Annotated in this window: 16 protein-coding genes and 1 other RNA gene; 14 read left to right on the top strand and 3 right to left on the bottom strand. The window is 58.1% G+C overall.

The annotated features are described in order from the left end of the window. Nucleotides 1-63 precede the first annotated feature (63 nt). Both rnpB and PQR63_RS12890 read left to right on the top strand, forming a co-directional pair. Nucleotides 64-396, top strand: an RNA gene (gene rnpB, locus PQR63_RS12895) — RNase P RNA component class A. A 77-nt stretch (nucleotides 397-473) separates the two neighbouring features. Then, nucleotides 474-1,619, top strand: coding sequence for an enoyl-CoA hydratase/isomerase family protein (locus PQR63_RS12890; RefSeq protein WP_408168284.1), 1,146 nt, complete (start codon nucleotides 474-476; stop codon nucleotides 1,617-1,619). Between the two features lie 5 nt (nucleotides 1,620-1,624). Here the strand turns inward: PQR63_RS12890 and PQR63_RS12885 are convergent, their stop codons facing one another. Both PQR63_RS12885 and PQR63_RS12880 read right to left on the bottom strand, forming a co-directional pair. After that, complete coding sequence (locus PQR63_RS12885; RefSeq protein ID WP_408168283.1) at nucleotides 1,625-2,236, bottom strand: TetR/AcrR family transcriptional regulator; 612 nt, start codon at nucleotides 2,234-2,236, stop codon at nucleotides 1,625-1,627. A gap of 19 nt (nucleotides 2,237-2,255) precedes the next feature. After that, a complete protein-coding gene (locus PQR63_RS12880) occupies nucleotides 2,256-2,729 on the bottom strand; it encodes a nuclear transport factor 2 family protein (protein ID WP_408168282.1) in 474 nt (157 codons plus the stop codon). Between the two features lie 609 nt (nucleotides 2,730-3,338). Between PQR63_RS12880 and PQR63_RS12875 the strand changes: the two genes are divergently transcribed. From PQR63_RS12875 to PQR63_RS12855, 5 genes are all read left to right on the top strand, one after another. Beyond that, complete coding sequence (locus PQR63_RS12875; RefSeq protein WP_408168281.1) at nucleotides 3,339-4,181, top strand: NAD-dependent epimerase/dehydratase family protein; 843 nt, start codon at nucleotides 3,339-3,341, stop codon at nucleotides 4,179-4,181. 21 nt (nucleotides 4,182-4,202) lie between these two features. Next, a complete protein-coding gene (locus tag PQR63_RS12870; RefSeq protein WP_408168280.1) occupies nucleotides 4,203-5,081 on the top strand; it encodes an SMP-30/gluconolactonase/LRE family protein in 879 nt (292 codons plus the stop codon). A 140-nt stretch (nucleotides 5,082-5,221) separates the two neighbouring features. After that, the gene (locus PQR63_RS12865) at nucleotides 5,222-6,253 is read left to right on the top strand and encodes a TRAP transporter substrate-binding protein (protein ID WP_408168279.1); all 1,032 of its coding nucleotides are present in this window, start codon (nucleotides 5,222-5,224) and stop codon (nucleotides 6,251-6,253) included. A 34-nt stretch (nucleotides 6,254-6,287) separates the two neighbouring features. After that, nucleotides 6,288-8,201 (top strand): TRAP transporter large permease, encoded by a 1,914-nt coding sequence (locus tag PQR63_RS12860; RefSeq protein WP_408168278.1) that lies wholly within the window; start codon nucleotides 6,288-6,290, stop codon nucleotides 8,199-8,201. Nucleotides 8,202-8,285: 84 nt separating this feature from the next. Then, entirely contained in the window at nucleotides 8,286-9,053 is a 768-nt protein-coding gene (locus PQR63_RS12855; protein ID WP_408168277.1) for a 2-keto-4-pentenoate hydratase, read from the top strand. 297 nt (nucleotides 9,054-9,350) lie between these two features. On the opposite strand, the gene PQR63_RS12850 is transcribed toward PQR63_RS12855, so the two are convergent. After that, the gene (locus PQR63_RS12850; protein WP_007880659.1) at nucleotides 9,351-9,635 is read right to left on the bottom strand and encodes an HU family DNA-binding protein; all 285 of its coding nucleotides are present in this window, start codon (nucleotides 9,633-9,635) and stop codon (nucleotides 9,351-9,353) included. Between the two features lie 735 nt (nucleotides 9,636-10,370). On the opposite strand from PQR63_RS12850, the gene mraZ reads away from it, so the two are divergent. The 7 genes from mraZ to mraY are packed head-to-tail and all read left to right on the top strand — an operon-like array spanning nucleotide 10,371 to nucleotide 17,966. Beyond that, on the top strand, nucleotides 10,371-10,799 hold the full coding sequence (gene mraZ, locus PQR63_RS12845; RefSeq protein WP_094565654.1) for a division/cell wall cluster transcriptional repressor MraZ: 429 nt from the start codon (nucleotides 10,371-10,373) through the stop codon (nucleotides 10,797-10,799). A gap of 12 nt (nucleotides 10,800-10,811) precedes the next feature. Then, nucleotides 10,812-11,774, top strand: coding sequence for a 16S rRNA (cytosine(1402)-N(4))-methyltransferase RsmH (gene rsmH / locus PQR63_RS12840; RefSeq protein WP_408168276.1), 963 nt, complete (start codon nucleotides 10,812-10,814; stop codon nucleotides 11,772-11,774). Then, a complete protein-coding gene (gene ftsL, locus PQR63_RS12835) occupies nucleotides 11,771-12,043 on the top strand; it encodes a cell division protein FtsL (protein WP_094565652.1) in 273 nt (90 codons plus the stop codon). Before rsmH ends, ftsL begins: the two co-directional genes overlap by 4 nt. Continuing rightward, nucleotides 12,040-13,821: a peptidoglycan D,D-transpeptidase FtsI family protein gene (locus PQR63_RS12830; protein WP_094565651.1), complete on the top strand. Its 1,782-nt coding sequence runs from the start codon at nucleotides 12,040-12,042 to the stop codon at nucleotides 13,819-13,821. Before ftsL ends, PQR63_RS12830 begins: the two co-directional genes overlap by 4 nt. Beyond that, nucleotides 13,821-15,359, top strand: coding sequence for a UDP-N-acetylmuramoyl-L-alanyl-D-glutamate--2,6-diaminopimelate ligase (locus PQR63_RS12825; RefSeq protein WP_408168274.1), 1,539 nt, complete (start codon nucleotides 13,821-13,823; stop codon nucleotides 15,357-15,359). Before PQR63_RS12830 ends, PQR63_RS12825 begins: the two co-directional genes overlap by 1 nt. Then, nucleotides 15,356-16,795, top strand: coding sequence for a UDP-N-acetylmuramoyl-tripeptide--D-alanyl-D-alanine ligase (locus PQR63_RS12820; RefSeq protein ID WP_408168337.1), 1,440 nt, complete (start codon nucleotides 15,356-15,358; stop codon nucleotides 16,793-16,795). The genes PQR63_RS12825 and PQR63_RS12820 overlap by 4 nt, the downstream gene beginning before the upstream one ends. A 1-nt stretch (nucleotide 16,796) precedes the next feature. Next, nucleotides 16,797-17,966: a phospho-N-acetylmuramoyl-pentapeptide-transferase gene (mraY, locus tag PQR63_RS12815; RefSeq protein WP_408168273.1), complete on the top strand. Its 1,170-nt coding sequence runs from the start codon at nucleotides 16,797-16,799 to the stop codon at nucleotides 17,964-17,966. Nucleotides 17,967-17,978 lie beyond the last annotated feature (12 nt).

Below are 17,978 nucleotides of genomic sequence, written 5' to 3'. Positions count from 1 at the left end.
CTGTAATCATGCTGCACGGCAAGTCCCTGCAGCCGATTCAGCGCGTAAGGTACAATAGCGCCCGAAGCAAGCCAGACAGCCGCTGGTCATCGTGTAATGCGATGGCGGGAGGAAGGTCCGGACTCCATAGAGCAGGGTGACGGTTAACGGCCGTCCGCCGAAAGCCGGCGTAAGCCGGTACAAGGCGAGGAATAGGGCCACAGAGACGAGCGTATTTAGTTACGGTGAAACGCGGTAACCTCCACTCGGAGCAATCTCAAATAGGCACGCGTTGATGTTGCTCGCGGAGCGTGCGGGTAGAGAGCTTGAGCACTGGAGTAATCCAGCGCCTAGAGGAATGGCTGTCATAACGGGCAACCGTCGTAACAGAATCCGGCCTATCGGCTTGCTTCATTAAATTATATAAATCGATCTCCCGGCTCACGAGGCCGGCGAGGTCGCACAAGACGATTTCAGAGACAATCAGGATCCCCATGAGCCAACCGGTTTTGTTTGAAGAACTGGCCACGCAGAATGGCCGCCGTATCGGCGTCGCCACGCTGGCTTCCGAAAAAACCTTGAATGCCCTGTCGCTCGACATGGTGCATCTGCTGACACCGCAGTTGCGGCAATGGGCAAAGGATCCGGACATCGCCATGGTGCTGCTGCAAGCGCAAGGCGAGAAAGCCTTTTGCGCCGGTGGCGATCTGCAGCAACTCTACCGCACCATGCGCGAGCATCACGCCTCGCCGGCACGCGACGACATTCGCGGCAATCGCTACGCTGCGGAATTCTTCGAACACGAATATCGCCTCGATTACGAGATCCACACCTATCCCAAGCCCATCCTGTGCTGGGGCCACGGCATCGTCATGGGCGGCGGCATCGGCCTGATGGCGGGTTGCAGCCATCGCGTGGTCACCGAGCGCTCGCGCCTGGCCATGCCGGAAATCACCATCGGCCTGTATCCTGATGTCGGTGGCAGCTGGTTCCTGAGCCGCGTGCCGGGCAAGCTCGGCGCTTTTCTGGCGTTGACCGGTGCGTTGATGAATGCCGAAGATGCCAAGTTCACCAAGCTGGCCGACTACCGCATCGCACAGGCTGACAAGCAAAAAGTCGTTGACGCCCTGCTGCTGCAAAACTGGGGTGAGGGCGACGACAAGGCGCTGCTCGGCCGCGTGTTGCAACAGGCCGAGCGTGATGTTGCGGCCGATGTGGTCTTCGCACCTTCGGCCTTGCGCGATAACTTTGATCTGATCAATGCGCTGTGCAGCGGTCAGACCGTGCCCGACATCGTTGACGCCATCCTCGCTCTCAAGAGCGACAATCCGTGGCTGCAAAAAGCGGTCGCTACGCTCAACGCCGGTGCGCCGGGTTCGGCGTGGTTGTCACTGGCGTTGCAGGAGCGCGTGCGTTACATGTCGCTGGCGGAAGTCTTCCGTCTGGAATTCGTGGTGTCGCTGCATTGCGCGGCGCGTCCCGATTTTGTCGAAGGCATCCGCGCGCTGATCGTGGAAAAAGATCAGAAGCCGCAGTGGAATCCGGCGCGCCTGGTGGATGCGACGCCGGCATGGGTAGAGGGGTTCTTCACAGATCCATGGCCGGCTGCGGAACATCCGCTGGCTGATCTCGGCAAATAATTTCCTTATACGTTGGTCGCTTGCAAGCGTTGCTGCAAGCGATCCAGCGTTCGTACAAACACCGCATGATCGTCGATGGCGCGCGCCAATACCAGCGCACCCTGGATGGCCGCCAGTATTTCTTCGGTCCAGCCGGCGGCTTCGTCGGCATCGCGGCCGCTGCGTAGCAAAGCATCGTTGAGCGCCGCTGCCCAGTCCACAAAATAATCCTTCACCTTGTCGGCAAAGCGATCGCGCACATTGACCAGCGCGAACACGCCGATCAGGCAGACCTTGCGTCCCGATAAAAAGTAGCTCTTCACCTCGCGAAACATGTGGTCGATGCCGGCCATGGCATCTTCGCCGTCGCCGCTTTCACGCAAGGGAATGAATACCTCGCGCTGGAACCAGCCGTCGATGTGGCTCAGCACGGCGTTCGCCATCTCATCCTTGCCGCCCGGGAAGACGTAATACAGACTGCCTTTGCCCAGCCCGGTGCCTTCGGTGATGCGCGCCAGGCTGGCGCCTTCGTAGCCGTGGGCGCGGAAGATTTCAGCCAGCACCGGGATCAGTTCCTCGCGTTGCGAGAGCGGCTTCGTTGCTGTCGTTGCTGTTGTTGACGTTGTTGCATCCGTCATTGTGTGCGAACCGCTTTCATCACAATCCCAGATCGCTCAGGCTAGGGTGATCGGTCGGGCGTGGAGCGGATTGATCCCAATGGAATTTGCGGTCAGCTTCCTTGATCGGCAGATCATTGATCGAGGCATGGCGCACGCGCATCAGACCGTTCTCGTCGAACTCCCAGTTTTCATTGCCGTACGAGCGAAACCAGTTGCCCGAGTCGTCATGCCATTCATACGCGAATCGAACGGCGATGCGGTTGCCTTCGAACGCCCACAATTCCTTGATCAATCGATATTGCTGTTCGCGCACCCATTTCTTGGAGAGAAAAGCAACGATGGCTTCGCGGCCCTGTACGAAGTCGGCGCGATTGCGCCAGCGGCTGTCCTCGGTGTAGGCCAGCGAGACTTTTTCAGCGTTGCGGGTGTTCCAGCCGTCTTCGGCGGCGCGGACTTTCTGGATTGCGGTTTCGCGTGTGAATGGTGGAAGTGGGGGGCGGGATGTCGTCATGGAGCACCTGTCATCTATAAAGAGTTGAACTGCGGTGAAAGTTTTATGTACCGATCGGTAAACAAAGTCTAGTGCGGCGCCAAACCTGATGCAAGTTGAATCATCGAATCAGCCTGCCATGCGCAACTGTACTTCGCGCCAAGTCGTCAAACTGTGCACTTTGGAAGGCTGGCGAGAGACGTCGCAGTAAAAAATTGTTATCAGTCATCAGATGACATAAAGGCAAGTCATTCTTTTTTTCGAGGATCAGCAAGGACGTGACTTTCGAGGCGATTGTTACTCTCTGCAAGGCGGGTCAACGCGTGAAAAAAATGGCGCTTTAAATGTCCTTGCATTCAAAATTTTCATGTTGTACGATGACTGTCAATTAAAAATAACGACATGCCGGAGACACTCCATGAATGCTTTTACGCTGTTCTGCACTTTCTTTTAGCTGGACGTTTTGCGTGCTTGCTCTGCGTGCTGCAGTCCGGGCGTGCTGACAGGTTGTTGTTCCTTCTTTGCTGAGTAGCCGACATCTGTCGGTATGGTTTTTTAAGGCGTCGGTTCGCCTGAAAATCCATGACGTCCGCTCAGCGTCGGTAGTCCAACCAACGACGATTCATAGACATGAGCAATTCGCAAGATCATCAGCCGGGTTCTTCCGTGTCTGCAAAGCCTTTTCAGCGATTGTTGCTGACGGGTGCCGCGGGCAATCTCGGTCAGCTACTGCGCGAACGTCTGAAGCCATGGGCCGACGTCGTGCGCCTGTCTGATATCGGCGATCTCGGCACGGCCGCGGCGGGGGAAGAAATTGTCACCTGCGATCTGGCCGACAAGGCGGCGGTGCATGCCATGCTAGAGGGTGTCGACGCCGTTCTGCATTTCGGCGGCCTTTCGCTGGAAGCGCCGTTCGAGCAACTGATGCACGCCAATATCCAGGGTACTTACAACTTATATGAAGGCGTGCACAAACGCGGCATCCGTCGCGTGGTCTACGCCAGTTCCAGTCACGCGGTCGGCTACTACCCGACCACCGAGCGCATCGATGCCGATAGTCCCTTGCGTCCCGATGGATTGTACGGGTTGACCAAATGCTTCGGTGAATCGCTGTCGCGTTATTACTTCGACCGTTTCGGCGTGGAGACGGTCTGCTTGCGCATCGGCTCGTGCTTTCCGGAGCCGCGCAACGCCCGCATGCTGGCGACCTATCTGAGCTATGAGGATTTTGTCGAGCTGGTGCGCTGTGCACTCTTCACACCGCGCGTCGGTCACAGTATCGTCTACGGCGTTTCCGACAACCGCATCGATTGGTGGGACAACAGCAAGGCCGGGCATCTAGGTTTCGTCGCGCGCGATTCTGCCGATCCATTTGCCGAGCATTTTCCTTTCAGCGGTGCGTGGCCGGCGGCCGACGATGCCGGCAACTTTCAGGGCGGGCCGTTCATTCTGGCCGGCCCGCAATACGAATAGAAGACCCTTCGGATATTTACCATGCAAGTACTTCCCCTCAACGATCACCGTTACGACGTCGGCGAAAGCCCGTTCTGGCATGCCGCGCAATCGGCCTGGTACTGGGTCGACATCCCGCGCAAGCTGATCTGCCGTCAGACCGTGGACAGCGTTTACAAACAATGGCAACTGCCCGAAATGGTGGCGTGCATTGCGCCCGACGACGCAGGCGGATTGATCGCCGGCATGCATACGGGTGTCTTTAGTGTGACGCTGCAAGACGATGGAAATGTGCTGCTGGACAAGCTCGCACAACCGAGCGGCCTGCAAGCAGAGCAGCGTTTCAACGACGGTCGCTGCGATCGTCAGGGGCGTTTCTGGAGTGGCGTCATGTGCCTCGATATGTCGCTCGCGCGTGCGGACGGCAAGCTCTATCGCTATGACGCTGCGGGTTTGTCGGCACCGATGGTGGATGGCCTGATCGTGCAAAACGGATTGGCGTGGTCGCCCAACGGCAAGACCATGTATTTGTCCGACTCGCATCCGTCGAGCCGCCTGATCTGGGCGTTTGACTATGACATCGACAGCGGCACGCCGTCGCGTCGCCGGGTGTTCGCCGATCTCAATCAGCATCGCGGACGTCCCGACGGTGCAGCGATGGACATCGACGGCTGTTATTGGTCTTGTGCCAATGATGCAGGCTGTTTGCTGCGCTTTACGCCCGACGGCAAGCTCGACCGGGTGATTGAATTGCCTGCGAAAAAGCCATCCATGTGCGCCTTCGGCGGCGACGACCTGAAGACCATGATCGTCACCAGCATCAGTCTCGGTGCGCCGGCAGGCGATGCCGGTGCAGGCATGGTTTGGACATTGAATCCCGGCGTTGTCGGCATGCCGGAACCACCATTTGTGAAAAATTGAAAGGCAAGGCGCACAACAGATACTGATCAGCACAGCAGCGCGTAGTTAGGAAAAATCAGGGCAAGCCAGGACAAGCATCAGACGTAAGTAGTGAATAAATAGTGACAAAGCAGCACCACATAAAACTACAGGAGACAATGATGAGCACCACCAACGCATCCAAACGACAATTCCTGAAAGCCGGACTCGCCATCGGCGCGGCCGCATCGACAGGCCTGTCAGGCAATCTGGCTTTCGCGCAAGATAAGCCGCTGGTCACGCTGCGCATGTCGTCGACGCTGCCGCTCGACGCCAACTCGGCGCACTACGTCTGGTACAGCCGCTTCGCGCAGAATCTGAAGACCGCCGTCGGCAACAAGATCGTCGTCAACTATTTCCCCAGCGATCAGCTCGGCAAGGAATCCGATGTCGTCAATCAGGTGCGCATCGGCAGCGTCGACATGATGATCTCCGGCTCGTCGATCTGGTCGACTACCGTGCCGGAAATCGGTGTGCTCGACATGGGCTATCTGTTCGCCAACCTCGACCATTCCGGCCGCGCGCTGGACGGCAAAGCCGGCGCCATTCTTAGCAAGCTCATGGTCGACCGCATCGGCGTGCAGGTGCTGGGCTGGGCGTATTCGCTGGGCGCGCGCAATGTGTTCACCAAGAATCCGGTGCGCAGCGTGGCCGAGCTCAAGGGAACGAAGATCCGTGTGCTGCCGGTGAAAAATTTCGTCAGCACGCTGCGTTATATGGGCGCGGTGCCGACACCGATCCCTTTCGGTGAAATCTACACTTCGCTGCAGACCGGCGTGGTGGACGGTTTTGAGCACGATGCGCCGACGGCGCTGGCAGGCAAGTTCTTCGAAGTCGCCAAATACTGCGCGCTGACCCAGCATATCTACAATCCGCAAACACCGGTGATCGGCAAGCGCTCTTTCGCCAAGATTCCAGCCGATTTGCAAAAAGCTTTTCTCGACGCCGCCACCGAAGCGACGATGTATCAACGCCAGCGTGCCGCCGACATGGAGCGTGACGCCTTTGAAAAACTCAAAGGCCTGGGCCTGACCGTCTCCACGGTCGATCGCGAAGCACTGCGCAAAGACGTCGCGCCGCTGTGGGGCGAGTTCACCACACAGTATCCGGCAGTCAAACCGGTGGTCGACGAGATCGTCGCCATGCGCGGCTGATGTCTTGCCGACTCTGTAGTCAAAGGAATCCATGATGAAGACAATGACTGCGCCGCTGACGCCGGCTGAAGAAACCGCAGAAATCGAGAACGCAATCCGCTCGCTGCACGCCTCGCCCAACGACGCGGTGGACTATCCGCGGCTGCAACGTGTGCTGGAACTGACGTCGGCGGCGGTGCTGGCAGTGGATGTGCTGGTGGTGTTCTTTTCGGTGGTCTGGCGCTACGCTTTGCACGATCCGCTGGAGTGGTCGGAAGAAGTGGCGCGCGCGCTGATGATCACGCTGGTGTTCTTCGGCGCGGCCAGCGTGCTTGGGCGCAGCCGTCACGTCGGCATCGATAGCCTGCGCGGGGTTTTTCCGAAATCATGGCTGCCCTATATCCTCCGGCTGTGTGACTGGGTGATCGCCTTCGTCGCCATGTCGCTGGCCTATACGACCTGGCTACTGCTGGAAATCTCCAACGACCAGACCACGCCCACGGGTTTGCCGCAGACGATTTTTGTTTTGCCGGTGCTGATTGGCAGTCTCTTGTTGTCAGTCTTCGCCATGACGCATGCGCTGAAGAAGTTCGGCCGTCATGCGCTGGTGTCGGGTTTGCTTGGCGCGGTAGTTGTCGGCGGCGTATTGGCTTTGCAGACGTTCTGGCCTGACCATGCGCTGCGACCGATGCACGTCTTACTGTTTGGCTTCCTGTTCTGTCTGGTGGCGGGTGTGCCGATTGCATTTTCGCTGACCTTTGGCGCGCTGATGTTTTTCTTGCTGGAGCCGTCCTTGTCGGTGATGGTGTTTGCCCAGCAGGTTGCCGCAGGCACCGACCACTTTGTCATGCTGGCGGTGCCGTTCTTCATCCTGGCCGGCATGGTGATGGAATGCAACGGTATGTCGTCGCGCCTGATCGAGCTGTTGCTGCGCATGTTCGGCCGTCTGCGTGGTGGATTGAATCTGATCATGGTGACGGCGATGGCGTTCTTCTCGGGCGTATCTGGCTCCAAGCTGGCTGACGTCGCCGCTGTGGGCGGCATCCTGATGCCGGCGGTGCGCCAGACCAGGCAGAATCCGAACGAGGCAGCAGGTTTGCTGGCGGCTTCAGCGATCATGGCGGAAACGATCCCGCCTTGCATCAACATGATCATCCTTGGCTTTGTCGCCAATCTATCGATCGGCGGCTTGTTCCTCGCCGGGATTCTGCCGGCGCTGGCGATGGCGATCGCCTTGAGCATCCTTGCGTATTACACCGGCCGCAAAGTCGACGTCAGCGTCGTCTTCATCAAGCCGCGTCCGATGGGCAAGCTGATCGGTGGCGCGCTGGTGGGTCTGATCATGATCGTGATGATCGGCAAGGGCGTGGCTTCCGGCGTGGCGACATCGACGGAGATTTCTTCGTTCGCCGTGGTGTACGCGATCGTGGCCGGCTGGCTGGCCTTCCGCGAGCTCAATAGCAAGGTGCTGGTGAAGCTGTTCGTCGATGCGGCCTCAATGTCGGGCATGGTGTTGTTCATCGTGGCAGCAGCCAGCAGTGTGGCGTATGCCCTGACGGTGGAACAGATCCCGCATGCGCTGGCCGAACTGATGGTGAGCCTGGCGCATGATTACGGCCGCTGGATGTTTATTCTCATTTCTGTTTTGGCGCTGATCTTGTTCGGCGCGGTGCTGGAAGGTGCGCCTGCACTGATCATTTTCGGCCCTTTGCTGACGCCGATTGCGGTGCAGCTTGGCTACAATCCTTTGCACTTCGCCATCATCCTGGTGATTTCGATGGGCATCGGTTTGTTCTCGCCGCCGTTCGGGCTGGGGATGTATGCGACCTGCGCGATTGCACAGGTGCGCTTGCAGGATGTGGTGAAGCCGTATCTGAAATATCTGGCCATGCTGCTGGTCACGCTGATCGTGATCATCGTCTGGCCGGATCTGAGTTTGTGGTTGCCGCGGCGCTTTGGATTTTCTTGAGATCCTGTAACGTTGCTGAAGTTTTTTAACCGGCGTCGTCTGCTTTCCATGCAGCGATGCCTTTTCAAGAAGTAAAGTACGACAATGGACAAACAAAAAATCAAGGTGGCGGCCGAGTTGCTGCTGGCGGCGCGCAAGCACGAAATCACGCTGGCGCGCCTGCCTGACGAATACATTCCGGCCGACGCTGCTGAAGCCTACGCAGTGCAGGATACCGTTTCTCAATCGCTGGGAGAGGTCGGCGGTTGGAAGGTCGGCGCCAAAGCACCTGGCGCACAGCCAAGCTGCGCGCCGATGCCGGCGCAGTTCATCTTTGCAGCGCCGTATCATTTCTTCGACTTGCTGACCGCGGGCTCGCGCGGTATCGAAGTCGAGATCGCCTTGCGCATGAAGAGCGATTTACCGGCCCGCGCCACGCCATACACCGAGGAAGAAGTACTGGCCGCAGTCGGCACCGTTCATCCCGCCATTGAACTGGTGTCTTCGCGCTACAGCGAATATCCGGCAGCCAATCCGCTGGCCGGGTTGGCCGATGCGCTGAGCAATTGCGCGTTCATTTACGGTCCGGGGCGCAGCGATCTGGGTCAGATCGATCAAAGCATCCAGCACGCCGAGCTGTATTTCAATGGTCTGGAAGTCGCCAAAACCGTCGGTGGCAACCCCGCAGTCGATATCTGGCCGCTGGTGACCTGGCTGGCGAATCACGTCGGCGAGCGTTGCGGTGGTCTGAAAGCCGGCCAGTTCGTGACGACGGGATCGTGCACAGGTTTGCTGTTCGCCGACAAAGGCAGCAGCGTCAACGCCTTGTTGCAGAACATCGGCAAGGTCGATATCTCGTTCGCGCAAGCCTGATCGAGAATTCTGCGGTTCAATATTCGCCGTAGCCACAAGCTGCGGGAAACAGGTCGGAAACCGATTTGTTTGCTGCGGCACGCGCACGTCTGAAAGATCACGAAAACGCGGAGTGAACGACGTCAGTCAATGTGAAGATCTTGCGAGATGCTGCAGGAAGAGGCGAGAAGACCGGTGAAGCGATAAAGTGTGGAGGATAGGGGGAAAGCGGAGGAGGGGGCGTGCTGCCGCATGAATGCAGCAGCAGCGGTATTTGAATGCCGTGAACTCCTGGTTCACAGCATTCAAATGGAACCATTATTTCTTCTTCTTGTTCACTGCTTCTTTGAACGACTTACCAGCGGAGAACTTCACTGTAGTTGCAGCAGCGATTTTGATTTCTTCGCCAGTTTGTGGGTTACGGCCGGTACGAGCAGCGCGCTTGCCTGTGGAGAAAGAACCGAAGCCAACCAGTTGCACTGTGTCGCCCTTGGTAACTGCCTTGATGATGTTTTCAACAACGGAGTCCAGAGCACGTTGTGCAGCAGCCTTCGAGATTTCTGTATCAGCAGCGATTGCGTCGACCAATTCGGATTTGTTCACTTTAAAATTCCTTTCACTGTTAAGGTGCCGAGATTTTAGCATTGGAATGCGCCTACTCCGCAAGCCCCATCTGATGTTTAATTGATTTGACATGATCTATTTCGCATGAATTTCATCGAATTGAAAAAATCCGGATGTCTGCGGAGAGTTTCACGCCTCGTTTTTTGTGTGGCTTGTTTGGATTTTTGACGCGCCTTTGATTTTTTTGCGCGCTGTTTTTTCAGGCATACTCCGGTTGCCGCTAATTTTTTGAGCGGTGTCGCCGGCGCAGTTTTATGTTTGGATGGAAGTTTGTTTTGAAGTTGCCTTGCCTTTGTATTGTCTTTTGCATTGTCGGTTGGTCCAGCTTGGTGCTTTTGATCGTCTGCAAAATCTCTTCTCAAGTCGTTCGGCGGTTTTTCTTATTCGCTGATCAGTCTCTCCCCCAGAAACCACGCGGAATTCGAGATAAACACATGTGTATATCTCAAGTGGAACATTCAATAGATTCCCTAAGTCATTCATTTTCGAGGAAAAAGCGCTTTTAGACGCTTTTTAACTATGCGCGCTAAGTCTTTGACTTTATTAAAAAAATCCCTGTTTCGGCCCATGAATATCGCTTGACCTGTATTAGTGCATCCTCTAAAGTGGGCGATAGTGTGAAAAAGTGTTTTTTTGTGGGGCATTTTCGAATCCCAAACAGCAAAACACCGAATTCAAGCATGCCAACAGCCACAGGAAAAAAGGTCAAACACAGTGTTTCAGGGCGCGTCATCAATCAATCTCGATGCCAAAGGACGGATGTCTATTCCGGCCAAGCATCGTGACGCCCTGGCGGTTCAGTGCGAAGGACGGGTCACGTTGACGCGCCATCCGCACGGCTGTCTGCTGTTTTTCCCGCGCCCGACCTGGGAAAGCCATCGCGAGCAAATCGCGGCATGGCCGATGTCGGCGCGCGCCTGGCAACGCGTTTTCCTTGGTAATGCGTGCGATGTGGAGCTGGACTCTGCCGGACGCATCCTGATCGCGCCGGAGTTGCGGGCGGCGGTCGGCCTGGAGCGCGACGTCATGTTGCTGGGCATGGGTAGCCATTTTGAAATCTGGGATGCCGCGAAGCTGGCCGAGAACGAATCGGAAGCTGTTGCTGCGGGCATGCCGGATGTGTTGAGCAATTTTTCCTTCTGACGGCACGACGCGATGACTTTGCAATCGGTGCCCGATTTGCAGCACCGTACGGTGTTGTTGGATGAAGCGGTGGATGCCCTGGTAATAGAAGGCGACCGGGCTGATGGTGTCTATCTGGACGGCACCTTCGGTCGTGGCGGGCATAGCCGCAAGATTTTGGAGCGCCTCAGTGCGCGTGGACGTTTGATTGCGTTCGACAAGGATCCGCTGGCGATTGCCACGGCGCAGACCATTGCGGATCCGCGTTTCGCCATTGTGCATGACAGCTTTGCGACGCTGGATCAGGCACTGGCGGCGCATGGCGTCACGCGTGTTGATGGCGTGTTGATGGATTTGGGTATTTCTTCGCCGCAGGTGGATGACGCGGCGCGGGGTTTCAGTTTTCGGTTCGATGGCCCGCTGGACATGCGCATGGATACCACGCGCGGCGTGTCGGCAGCGGAGTGGCTGGCAACGGCGGACGAACAGACGATAGCAAAGGTGATACGAGAATATGGGGAAGAACGGTTTGCTCTTCAGATTGCAAAGACGATTGTTGCTCGCCGGGCAGTCGAGCCAATTTCAACCACACGACAGCTTGCCACGCTCGTGGCACAAGCCGTCAAAACCCGCGAGAAAGGCAAAGACCCGGCCACTCGTACCTTTCAGGCTATACGGATTTTCATCAATCAAGAGCTTGAAGAACTCGAAATAGGACTGGAAAAAGCATTTCAGCAGATGGCGCAGTATGGGAGATTGGTTGTGATCAGCTTTCACTCGTTGGAAGATCGCATCGTCAAGCAGTTCATGGCATCCAAAGCCCATGTGCCGCAGCCTGACCGCCGCCTGCCGATTCGTGCAGTCGACCTGCCGCAACCCCTCGGAAAATTGCACTCCCGTGTCAAGCCGAGCGACGCCGAAGTCGCAGGCAATCCACGCGCCCGTTCCGCCGTGATGCGCTCGCTTGAGCGTACTGTCGCCGAGGATGCGCCATGACCGGCCGTCTGAGCTTTCTGGTGACGGCCGTGCTGGTGCTATGCGCGCTGTCGCTGGTCAACGCTCAATACCAGGCGCGCCGTCTGTTCATCGAACTGGAGCGCGCCCAATCCGCTGCGCGCCAGCTCGACATCGACTGGGCGCAATTGCAATTGGATCAATCCACACTGGGCAAGAATTCCCGTATTGAGGCATTGGCGCGTCGCGACCTGAACATGGTCTCGCTGACGCCCGAACGCACCCAATACCTGACGGTGAGGAACAAATGACGCGCATGCCGCCACGCACCAACGTCACAGGAGGCCGCGTCGCTGCCTCGCGCGGCGTCGCGTTCTCGGCAAGCCCGGTATTGCAGGTCGCGATGCCGGCCTGGCGTTCGCGCGTGGTGTTGTTCGTGCTGTTCATGGCCTTTTTCGCACTGGCTGCGCGCGCGTTGTGGTTGCAGGGGATGTCCACCGATTTCCTGCAAAAACAAGGCGCTTCACGCTACGCGCGTACGCTGGAGTTGCCGGCCACGCGCGGCAAAATCACTGACCGCAACGGCCAGGTGCTGGCCTCGTCGGTGCCGGTCAAGGCGATCTGGGCAATTCCGGATGATGTGCAGGAAGCGCCGAAAGACAAGCTGCGCGACTTGGCCAAACTGCTCGACATGAGCGACGCCGAATTGCGCAAGAAGCTCGATTCCGACCGCAACTTTGTTTATCTGAAGCGCCAGGTCGAGCAAGACACCGCCGACAAGATCGTCAAGCTCGGCATTGCCGGCATCGAGACGCGCAAGGAATACAAGCGCTTCTATCCTGAAGGTGAAGTCATGGCCCACGTTGTGGGCTTTACCAATGTGGAAGACGCCGGACAGGACGGCATGGAACTTGGCTCGCAGAAAACGCTAGCCGGTATGACCGGCAGCCGCCGCGTGATCAAGGATCGTCTCGGCCGCATCGTTGAAGATATCGAAGCCGTGCGCGAGCCGCATGACGGCAAGGATTTGACGCTTTCCATCGACAGCAAGATCCAGTACATCGCCTTTACACAATTGAAAGAAGCCGTCGAAAAGAACAAGGCCAAGGCCGGCGGCATCATCGTCGTCGACGCGCGTACCGGCGAAGTGCTGGCGCTGGCCAATCTGCCGACCTACAACCCGAACGACCGCTCGGTTCTGACTGGCGCGCAACTGCGCAACCGCGTGCTGACTGATACCTTCGAGCCCGGTTCGACATTGAAGCCGTTCACCGTGGCGCTGGCGCTGGACACCCATCGCGTGACGCCGAGCACCGTATTCCAGACTTCGCCCGGCAAAATGACCATCGGTACGGCGACCATCGGCGATTCGCATGCGCACGGACCGCTGACGGTTGCGCAGATTATCGAGAAGTCATCCAACATCGGCACCGCCAAGATTGCACTGGAAATGCCGCCGCAGGAAATGTGGGAAATGTTCACCAGCGTCGGCCTCGGGCAGCAGCCAAAGTTCGGTTTCCCGGGCGCAGTTGCAGGCCGGGTGCGTCCGTACAAATCGTGGCGTCCGATCGAGCAGGCCACGATGAGCTACGGCCACGGTATCTCGGTATCGCTGATTCAACTTGCGCACGCGTATACGATTTTTGCCCGTAACGGCGACCTGATTCCGCTGTCCTTTCAGAAGGTCAACGACATGCCGATCGGTCATCGCGTGATCTCTGAAAACACCGCTCTGCAAATGCGCCGCATGCTGGAAACCGTGGTGGCGCCGGGCGGTACCGCGCCGCAGGCTCAGGTGCCTGGTTATCGCGTCGGCGGCAAGACCGGTACCGCATACAAGATTGAAGGCGGCAAGTACGTGAAGAAATACGTGTCTTCGTTTGTCGGTATTGCGCCGATGTCCGACCCGCGCCTGATCATCGCTGTGATGCTGGATGAACCCAGCGCCGGCAGCCACTTCGGCGGCACTGTCGCCGGCCCGGTTTTTGCCAATGTAACGGCCAACGCTTTACGCGCGCTCAATGTCGCGCCGGATTCCAGCGTGACCAATATCATCATTCCAAAAGACGCCTTAGAGGAGAGCATGTAATGCCTGCGACTATGCTTTCCGCGCAAAAAATTGTCGACTGGCTACAGGGTATTTGCGCTGCGAACGTCAATCTGACTGCGAATTTAACTGCGGACTCCCGACGTGTGCAGGCAGGCGACGTGTTCTTTGCCTATCCCGGTGACAGCGCCGACGGTCGTCGCTATATCGCCGATGCGATAGAGCGCGGCGCCGCAGCAGTCGTCTATGAAGAGGCTGGATTTACCTGGGACGACAAGGAAGATTTGCCGCATTTTGGCGTCAAGGGTTTGAAGCATCTCGCGGGATTCGCCGCCAATATGTTTTACAAGCAGCCCGACAAGGACATGTTCAGCGTCGCGGTGACCGGTACCAACGGCAAGACTTCGTGCTCGTACTGGCTGGGCATGGCGCTGTCGCGTCTGCAAGGTTCTTCGGCGCCGGTAGCGGTTGTCGGCACGCTGGGCGTGGGCATGTTCCAGGACGGCAAACCGCACGCTTTCGACGTCACCGGCTACACCACGCCGGATGCAGTGCTGCTGCAACGCAAGCTGTCGGACCTGCGTACGGCGCGCGCATCGGTGCTGGCGATTGAAGCCTCGTCCATCGGACTCGATCAGGGCCGCATGAACGGGCTGCATGTTGATGTCGCCTTGTTCACCAATTTCACGCGCGATCATCTCGACTATCACGGCGACATGATCGCTTACGAAGCAGCCAAGATTCAGCTGTTTGATTCGCCGGGACTGCAACACGCCGTCATCAATCTGGACGACCAGATGGGGCAGCGTTTGATTCCTTATCTGCAGGCCAAAAATATTCCTGTGATCGGCTATTCGCTGAGCGACATTACTGCGGACGATGTTCCGGTGCTGCGCGCATCGGCAATTCGCAGCACCAATGCCGGCACCAGTTTCCATGTCGAATCGCCATTTGGTTCTGGCCAGGTCAAGACACAACTGGTCGGGCAGTTCAATGTCAGCAACGTATTGGGTATCCTCGGCGTCATGCTGGCCAAGGGCACCGGCTGGGAAGCTGCGCTGGCGGTGATCTCCACGCTGACCGCCGTACCGGGTCGCATGCAACAGTTCGGCGGGCAAGAAGCGCCGTTGATCGTGATTGATTACGCGCACACGCCGGACGCGCTGGAAAAAACCTTGAGCGCCTTGCGCCAGGTTGCCAGCCAGCGTGGCGGCGAGCTGTGGTGCGTGTTCGGCTGCGGCGGCGATCGCGATCCGGGCAAGCGTCCGGAGATGGGTTCCGTTTCAGAACTGGCCGATCATGTGATCCTGACCAGCGACAATCCGCGCAGCGAAGATCCCAACGTCATCATTTCGCATATCAAGAGTGGCATGGCGCGTATCGTGCCGCATGTCATGACTGACCGTGCCGGCGCCATCCTGTGGGCGGTGCGTCACGCGGTCAAACAGGATGTTGTTCTGTTGGCGGGCAAGGGACACGAAACCTATCAGGAAATCGCAGGCAAGAAATATCCCTTCCTCGATGCCGACCACGTCGCACTGGCTCTGGCCGCGCGCGCCACCATGATGGGAGGTGCATAGTGCAGGCATCGCTTGAACAATTGACGCAGTGGCTGGACGGCGCAACCGTGCATAGTGCACATAACGCCGGTGGCGACGTCACTGTGCGTGGCGTCACCACCGACAGTCGCGCCGTTGCGCCTGGCAATCTGTTCGTCGCCTTGCGCGGCGACCGTTTTGATGCGCACGATTTCCTCGACGCCGTCGCCGGTCTGGGCGCTGCCGCTGTCGTGGTGGAACGTATACCTGCAGGACTGAGCGTTCCGGCCATCGTTGTGCCGGATACGCGTGTGGCGCTGGGGCAGATCGCGCGTCATTGGCGTCAGCAGTTTAATGTGCCGGTCATTGCCGTCACCGGCAGCAACGGTAAGACCACTGTCAAGGAAATGATCGCGTCGATCCTGACGGCGGCATTCGGTGAAGACCATAGCCTCGCGACGCGCGGCAATTTCAATAATGAAATCGGCGTACCGCTGACGCTGTTTCGTCTGCGGCCACAGCATCAGGCGGCAGTCGTTGAACTCGGCATGAACCATCCCGGCGAAATCGCGGTGCTGGCAGAAATCGCCCGTCCTACGCTGGCACTGGTCAACAATGCGCAACGCGAACATCAGGAATTCATGGCAACCGTCGAAGCCGTCGCACGTGAAAACGGCGCGGTCTTCGGTGCATTGCCGGCCGATGGCATCGCCGTGTTTCCGGCAGAAGACGAATACGCCTGGGTCTGGCGCGAGATCGCCGGAACACGTCCGGTGATCAGCTTCGGTCTTAATCAGGACGCCGATGTCAGCGGCAGCTATCAGGCGCGCGAATTCGGCAGCGCGATTGCGGTCACTGCGCGCATCGGCGATCGTGTGCAGCAATTTGGTATCAAGCTCGCCGCCGTCGGTGAGCACAACGTGCGTAATGCGCTGGCCGCTACAGCCTGCGCGCTGGGTGCGGGCATTTCAGCCGCCGCGGTCGTGCGCGGTCTGGAAGCTTTCGCGCCGGTCAATGGTCGCCTGCAACGCAAGACCGCCATCAGCGGCGCACTGGTCATCGACGACACCTACAACGCCAATCCGGATTCCGTACGCGCCGCTATCGACGTGCTCGCGCAAGCCGCCACGCCACGTGTGCTGGCCTTGGGCGACATGGGTGAGGTTGGTAACGAAGGTCCTAAATTCCATCGGGAAATCGGCGCTTACGCGCGCGAACGCGGCATTGACCATTTCCTCGGTTTCGGCGACGCCATGTGCGACGCCATCAATGAATACAACGCCGTACCGGGAGCAGTTGTCCCGGCGCGTCATTTCGACACCATCGACGCCGTGAGCGCCGCAGCGCATGAGGCTGCATCCGCGACGGCGACGGTATTGGTAAAAGGTTCGCGCTTCATGAAGATGGAGCGCGTTGTGCAGCATTTGGTCGGGGCGCAGCCGCAGTCCGGTGCGCCACTTCACCAGGAGACTCATTAACATGCTGCTTTGGCTGGCTCAGAATTTTCAGCAGGACTTCAGTTTCCTGCGCGTGTTCAACTTCATCACCTTCCGCGCCGTGTTTGCGACGCTGACGGCGCTGTTGATCGGCCTCGTCGCCGGTCCGGCTGTGATTCGCATGCTGACCCGTCTCAAGGTCGGGCAGGCCGTGCGTACCGACGGCCCGCAAACGCATCTGATCAAATCCGGCACCCCAACCATGGGCGGCGTGCTGATTCTGATCGGCATCGGTGTTTCTACCTTGTTGTGGGCAGACCTCAGCAACCGTTTCGTCTGGATCGTATTGATCGTCACGCTGGGCTTCGGCACCATCGGCTGGGTCGATGACTATCGCAAGGTGGTCTACAAGGATCCGAACGGCATGCGTTCGCGCGAGAAGTATTTCTGGCAATCGTTGATCGGTCTGGTGGCGGCGTTCTACCTCGCATTCTCGGTGTCCGAAGTCAGCAACATGAAGGTGCTGGATCTGTTCTTCGCCTGGGTGCAATCGGGTTTCAACCTCGACCTGCCGCCGAAAGCCGACTTGATCGTACCGTTCTTCAAAACCGTCAGCTATCCGCTGGGCGTGTGGGGTTTCATTGCACTGACTTATTTCGTCATTGTTGGCACCAGCAACGCAGTCAATCTGACCGACGGTCTGGATGGTCTGGCGATCATGCCGACAGTGTTGGTCGGCGGTGCGTTGGGCATCTTCGCCTATCTGACCGGTAGCGCCAGTTATGCCAAATACCTGTTTATTCCGCACATCCCCGGCGCGGGTGAGTTGCTGATTTTCTGCGGCGCGATGGCCGGCGCGGGCCTGGCTTTCCTCTGGTACAACGCCTATCCGGCGCAGGTGTTCATGGGCGACGTCGGCGCACTGGCACTGGGCGGCGCGCTCGGCACTATCGCCGTAATCGTGCGTCAGGAAATCGTCTTGTTCATCATGGGTGGCATCTTCGTGGTGGAAACCCTGTCGGTGATGATTCAGGTGGCTTACTTCAAGTTCACCAAGAAACGCTATGGTGTCGGCAAGCGGGTGCTGCTGATGGCGCCGCTGCATCATCACTATGAACAAAAAGGCTGGAAAGAAACACAAGTCGTGGTGCGCTTCTGGATCATTACGATGATGCTGGTGCTGTTCGGTCTGTCGACGCTGAAATTGCGTTAAGCGGATCATTTT

The organism is Herbaspirillum rhizosphaerae, assembly GCF_046025915.1.
Taxonomy (GTDB): domain Bacteria; phylum Pseudomonadota; class Gammaproteobacteria; order Burkholderiales; family Burkholderiaceae_D; genus Herbaspirillum; species Herbaspirillum rhizosphaerae_A.
Note: the sequence above shows the minus strand (reverse complement) of the source record. Positions and strands in the feature narration are given on the sequence as shown.

Coding starts and splice junctions, on each gene's coding strand:
- rsmH (WP_408168276.1), top strand. CDS start 10,812: ATGACTTTGCAATCGGTGCCCGATTTGCAGCACCGTACGGTGTTGTTG.
- PQR63_RS12890 (WP_408168284.1), top strand. CDS start 474: ATGAGCCAACCGGTTTTGTTTGAAGAACTGGCCACGCAGAATGGCCGC.
- PQR63_RS12870 (WP_408168280.1), top strand. CDS start 4,203: ATGCAAGTACTTCCCCTCAACGATCACCGTTACGACGTCGGCGAAAGC.
- mraY (WP_408168273.1), top strand. CDS start 16,797: ATGCTGCTTTGGCTGGCTCAGAATTTTCAGCAGGACTTCAGTTTCCTG.
- ftsL (WP_094565652.1), top strand. CDS start 11,771: ATGACCGGCCGTCTGAGCTTTCTGGTGACGGCCGTGCTGGTGCTATGC.
- PQR63_RS12880 (WP_408168282.1), bottom strand. CDS start 2,729: ATGACGACATCCCGCCCCCCACTTCCACCATTCACACGCGAAACCGCA.
- PQR63_RS12825 (WP_408168274.1), top strand. CDS start 13,821: ATGCCTGCGACTATGCTTTCCGCGCAAAAAATTGTCGACTGGCTACAG.
- PQR63_RS12865 (WP_408168279.1), top strand. CDS start 5,222: ATGAGCACCACCAACGCATCCAAACGACAATTCCTGAAAGCCGGACTC.
- PQR63_RS12830 (WP_094565651.1), top strand. CDS start 12,040: ATGACGCGCATGCCGCCACGCACCAACGTCACAGGAGGCCGCGTCGCT.
- PQR63_RS12860 (WP_408168278.1), top strand. CDS start 6,288: ATGAAGACAATGACTGCGCCGCTGACGCCGGCTGAAGAAACCGCAGAA.
- PQR63_RS12875 (WP_408168281.1), top strand. CDS start 3,339: ATGAGCAATTCGCAAGATCATCAGCCGGGTTCTTCCGTGTCTGCAAAG.
- PQR63_RS12885 (WP_408168283.1), bottom strand. CDS start 2,236: ATGACGGATGCAACAACGTCAACAACAGCAACGACAGCAACGAAGCCG.
- PQR63_RS12855 (WP_408168277.1), top strand. CDS start 8,286: ATGGACAAACAAAAAATCAAGGTGGCGGCCGAGTTGCTGCTGGCGGCG.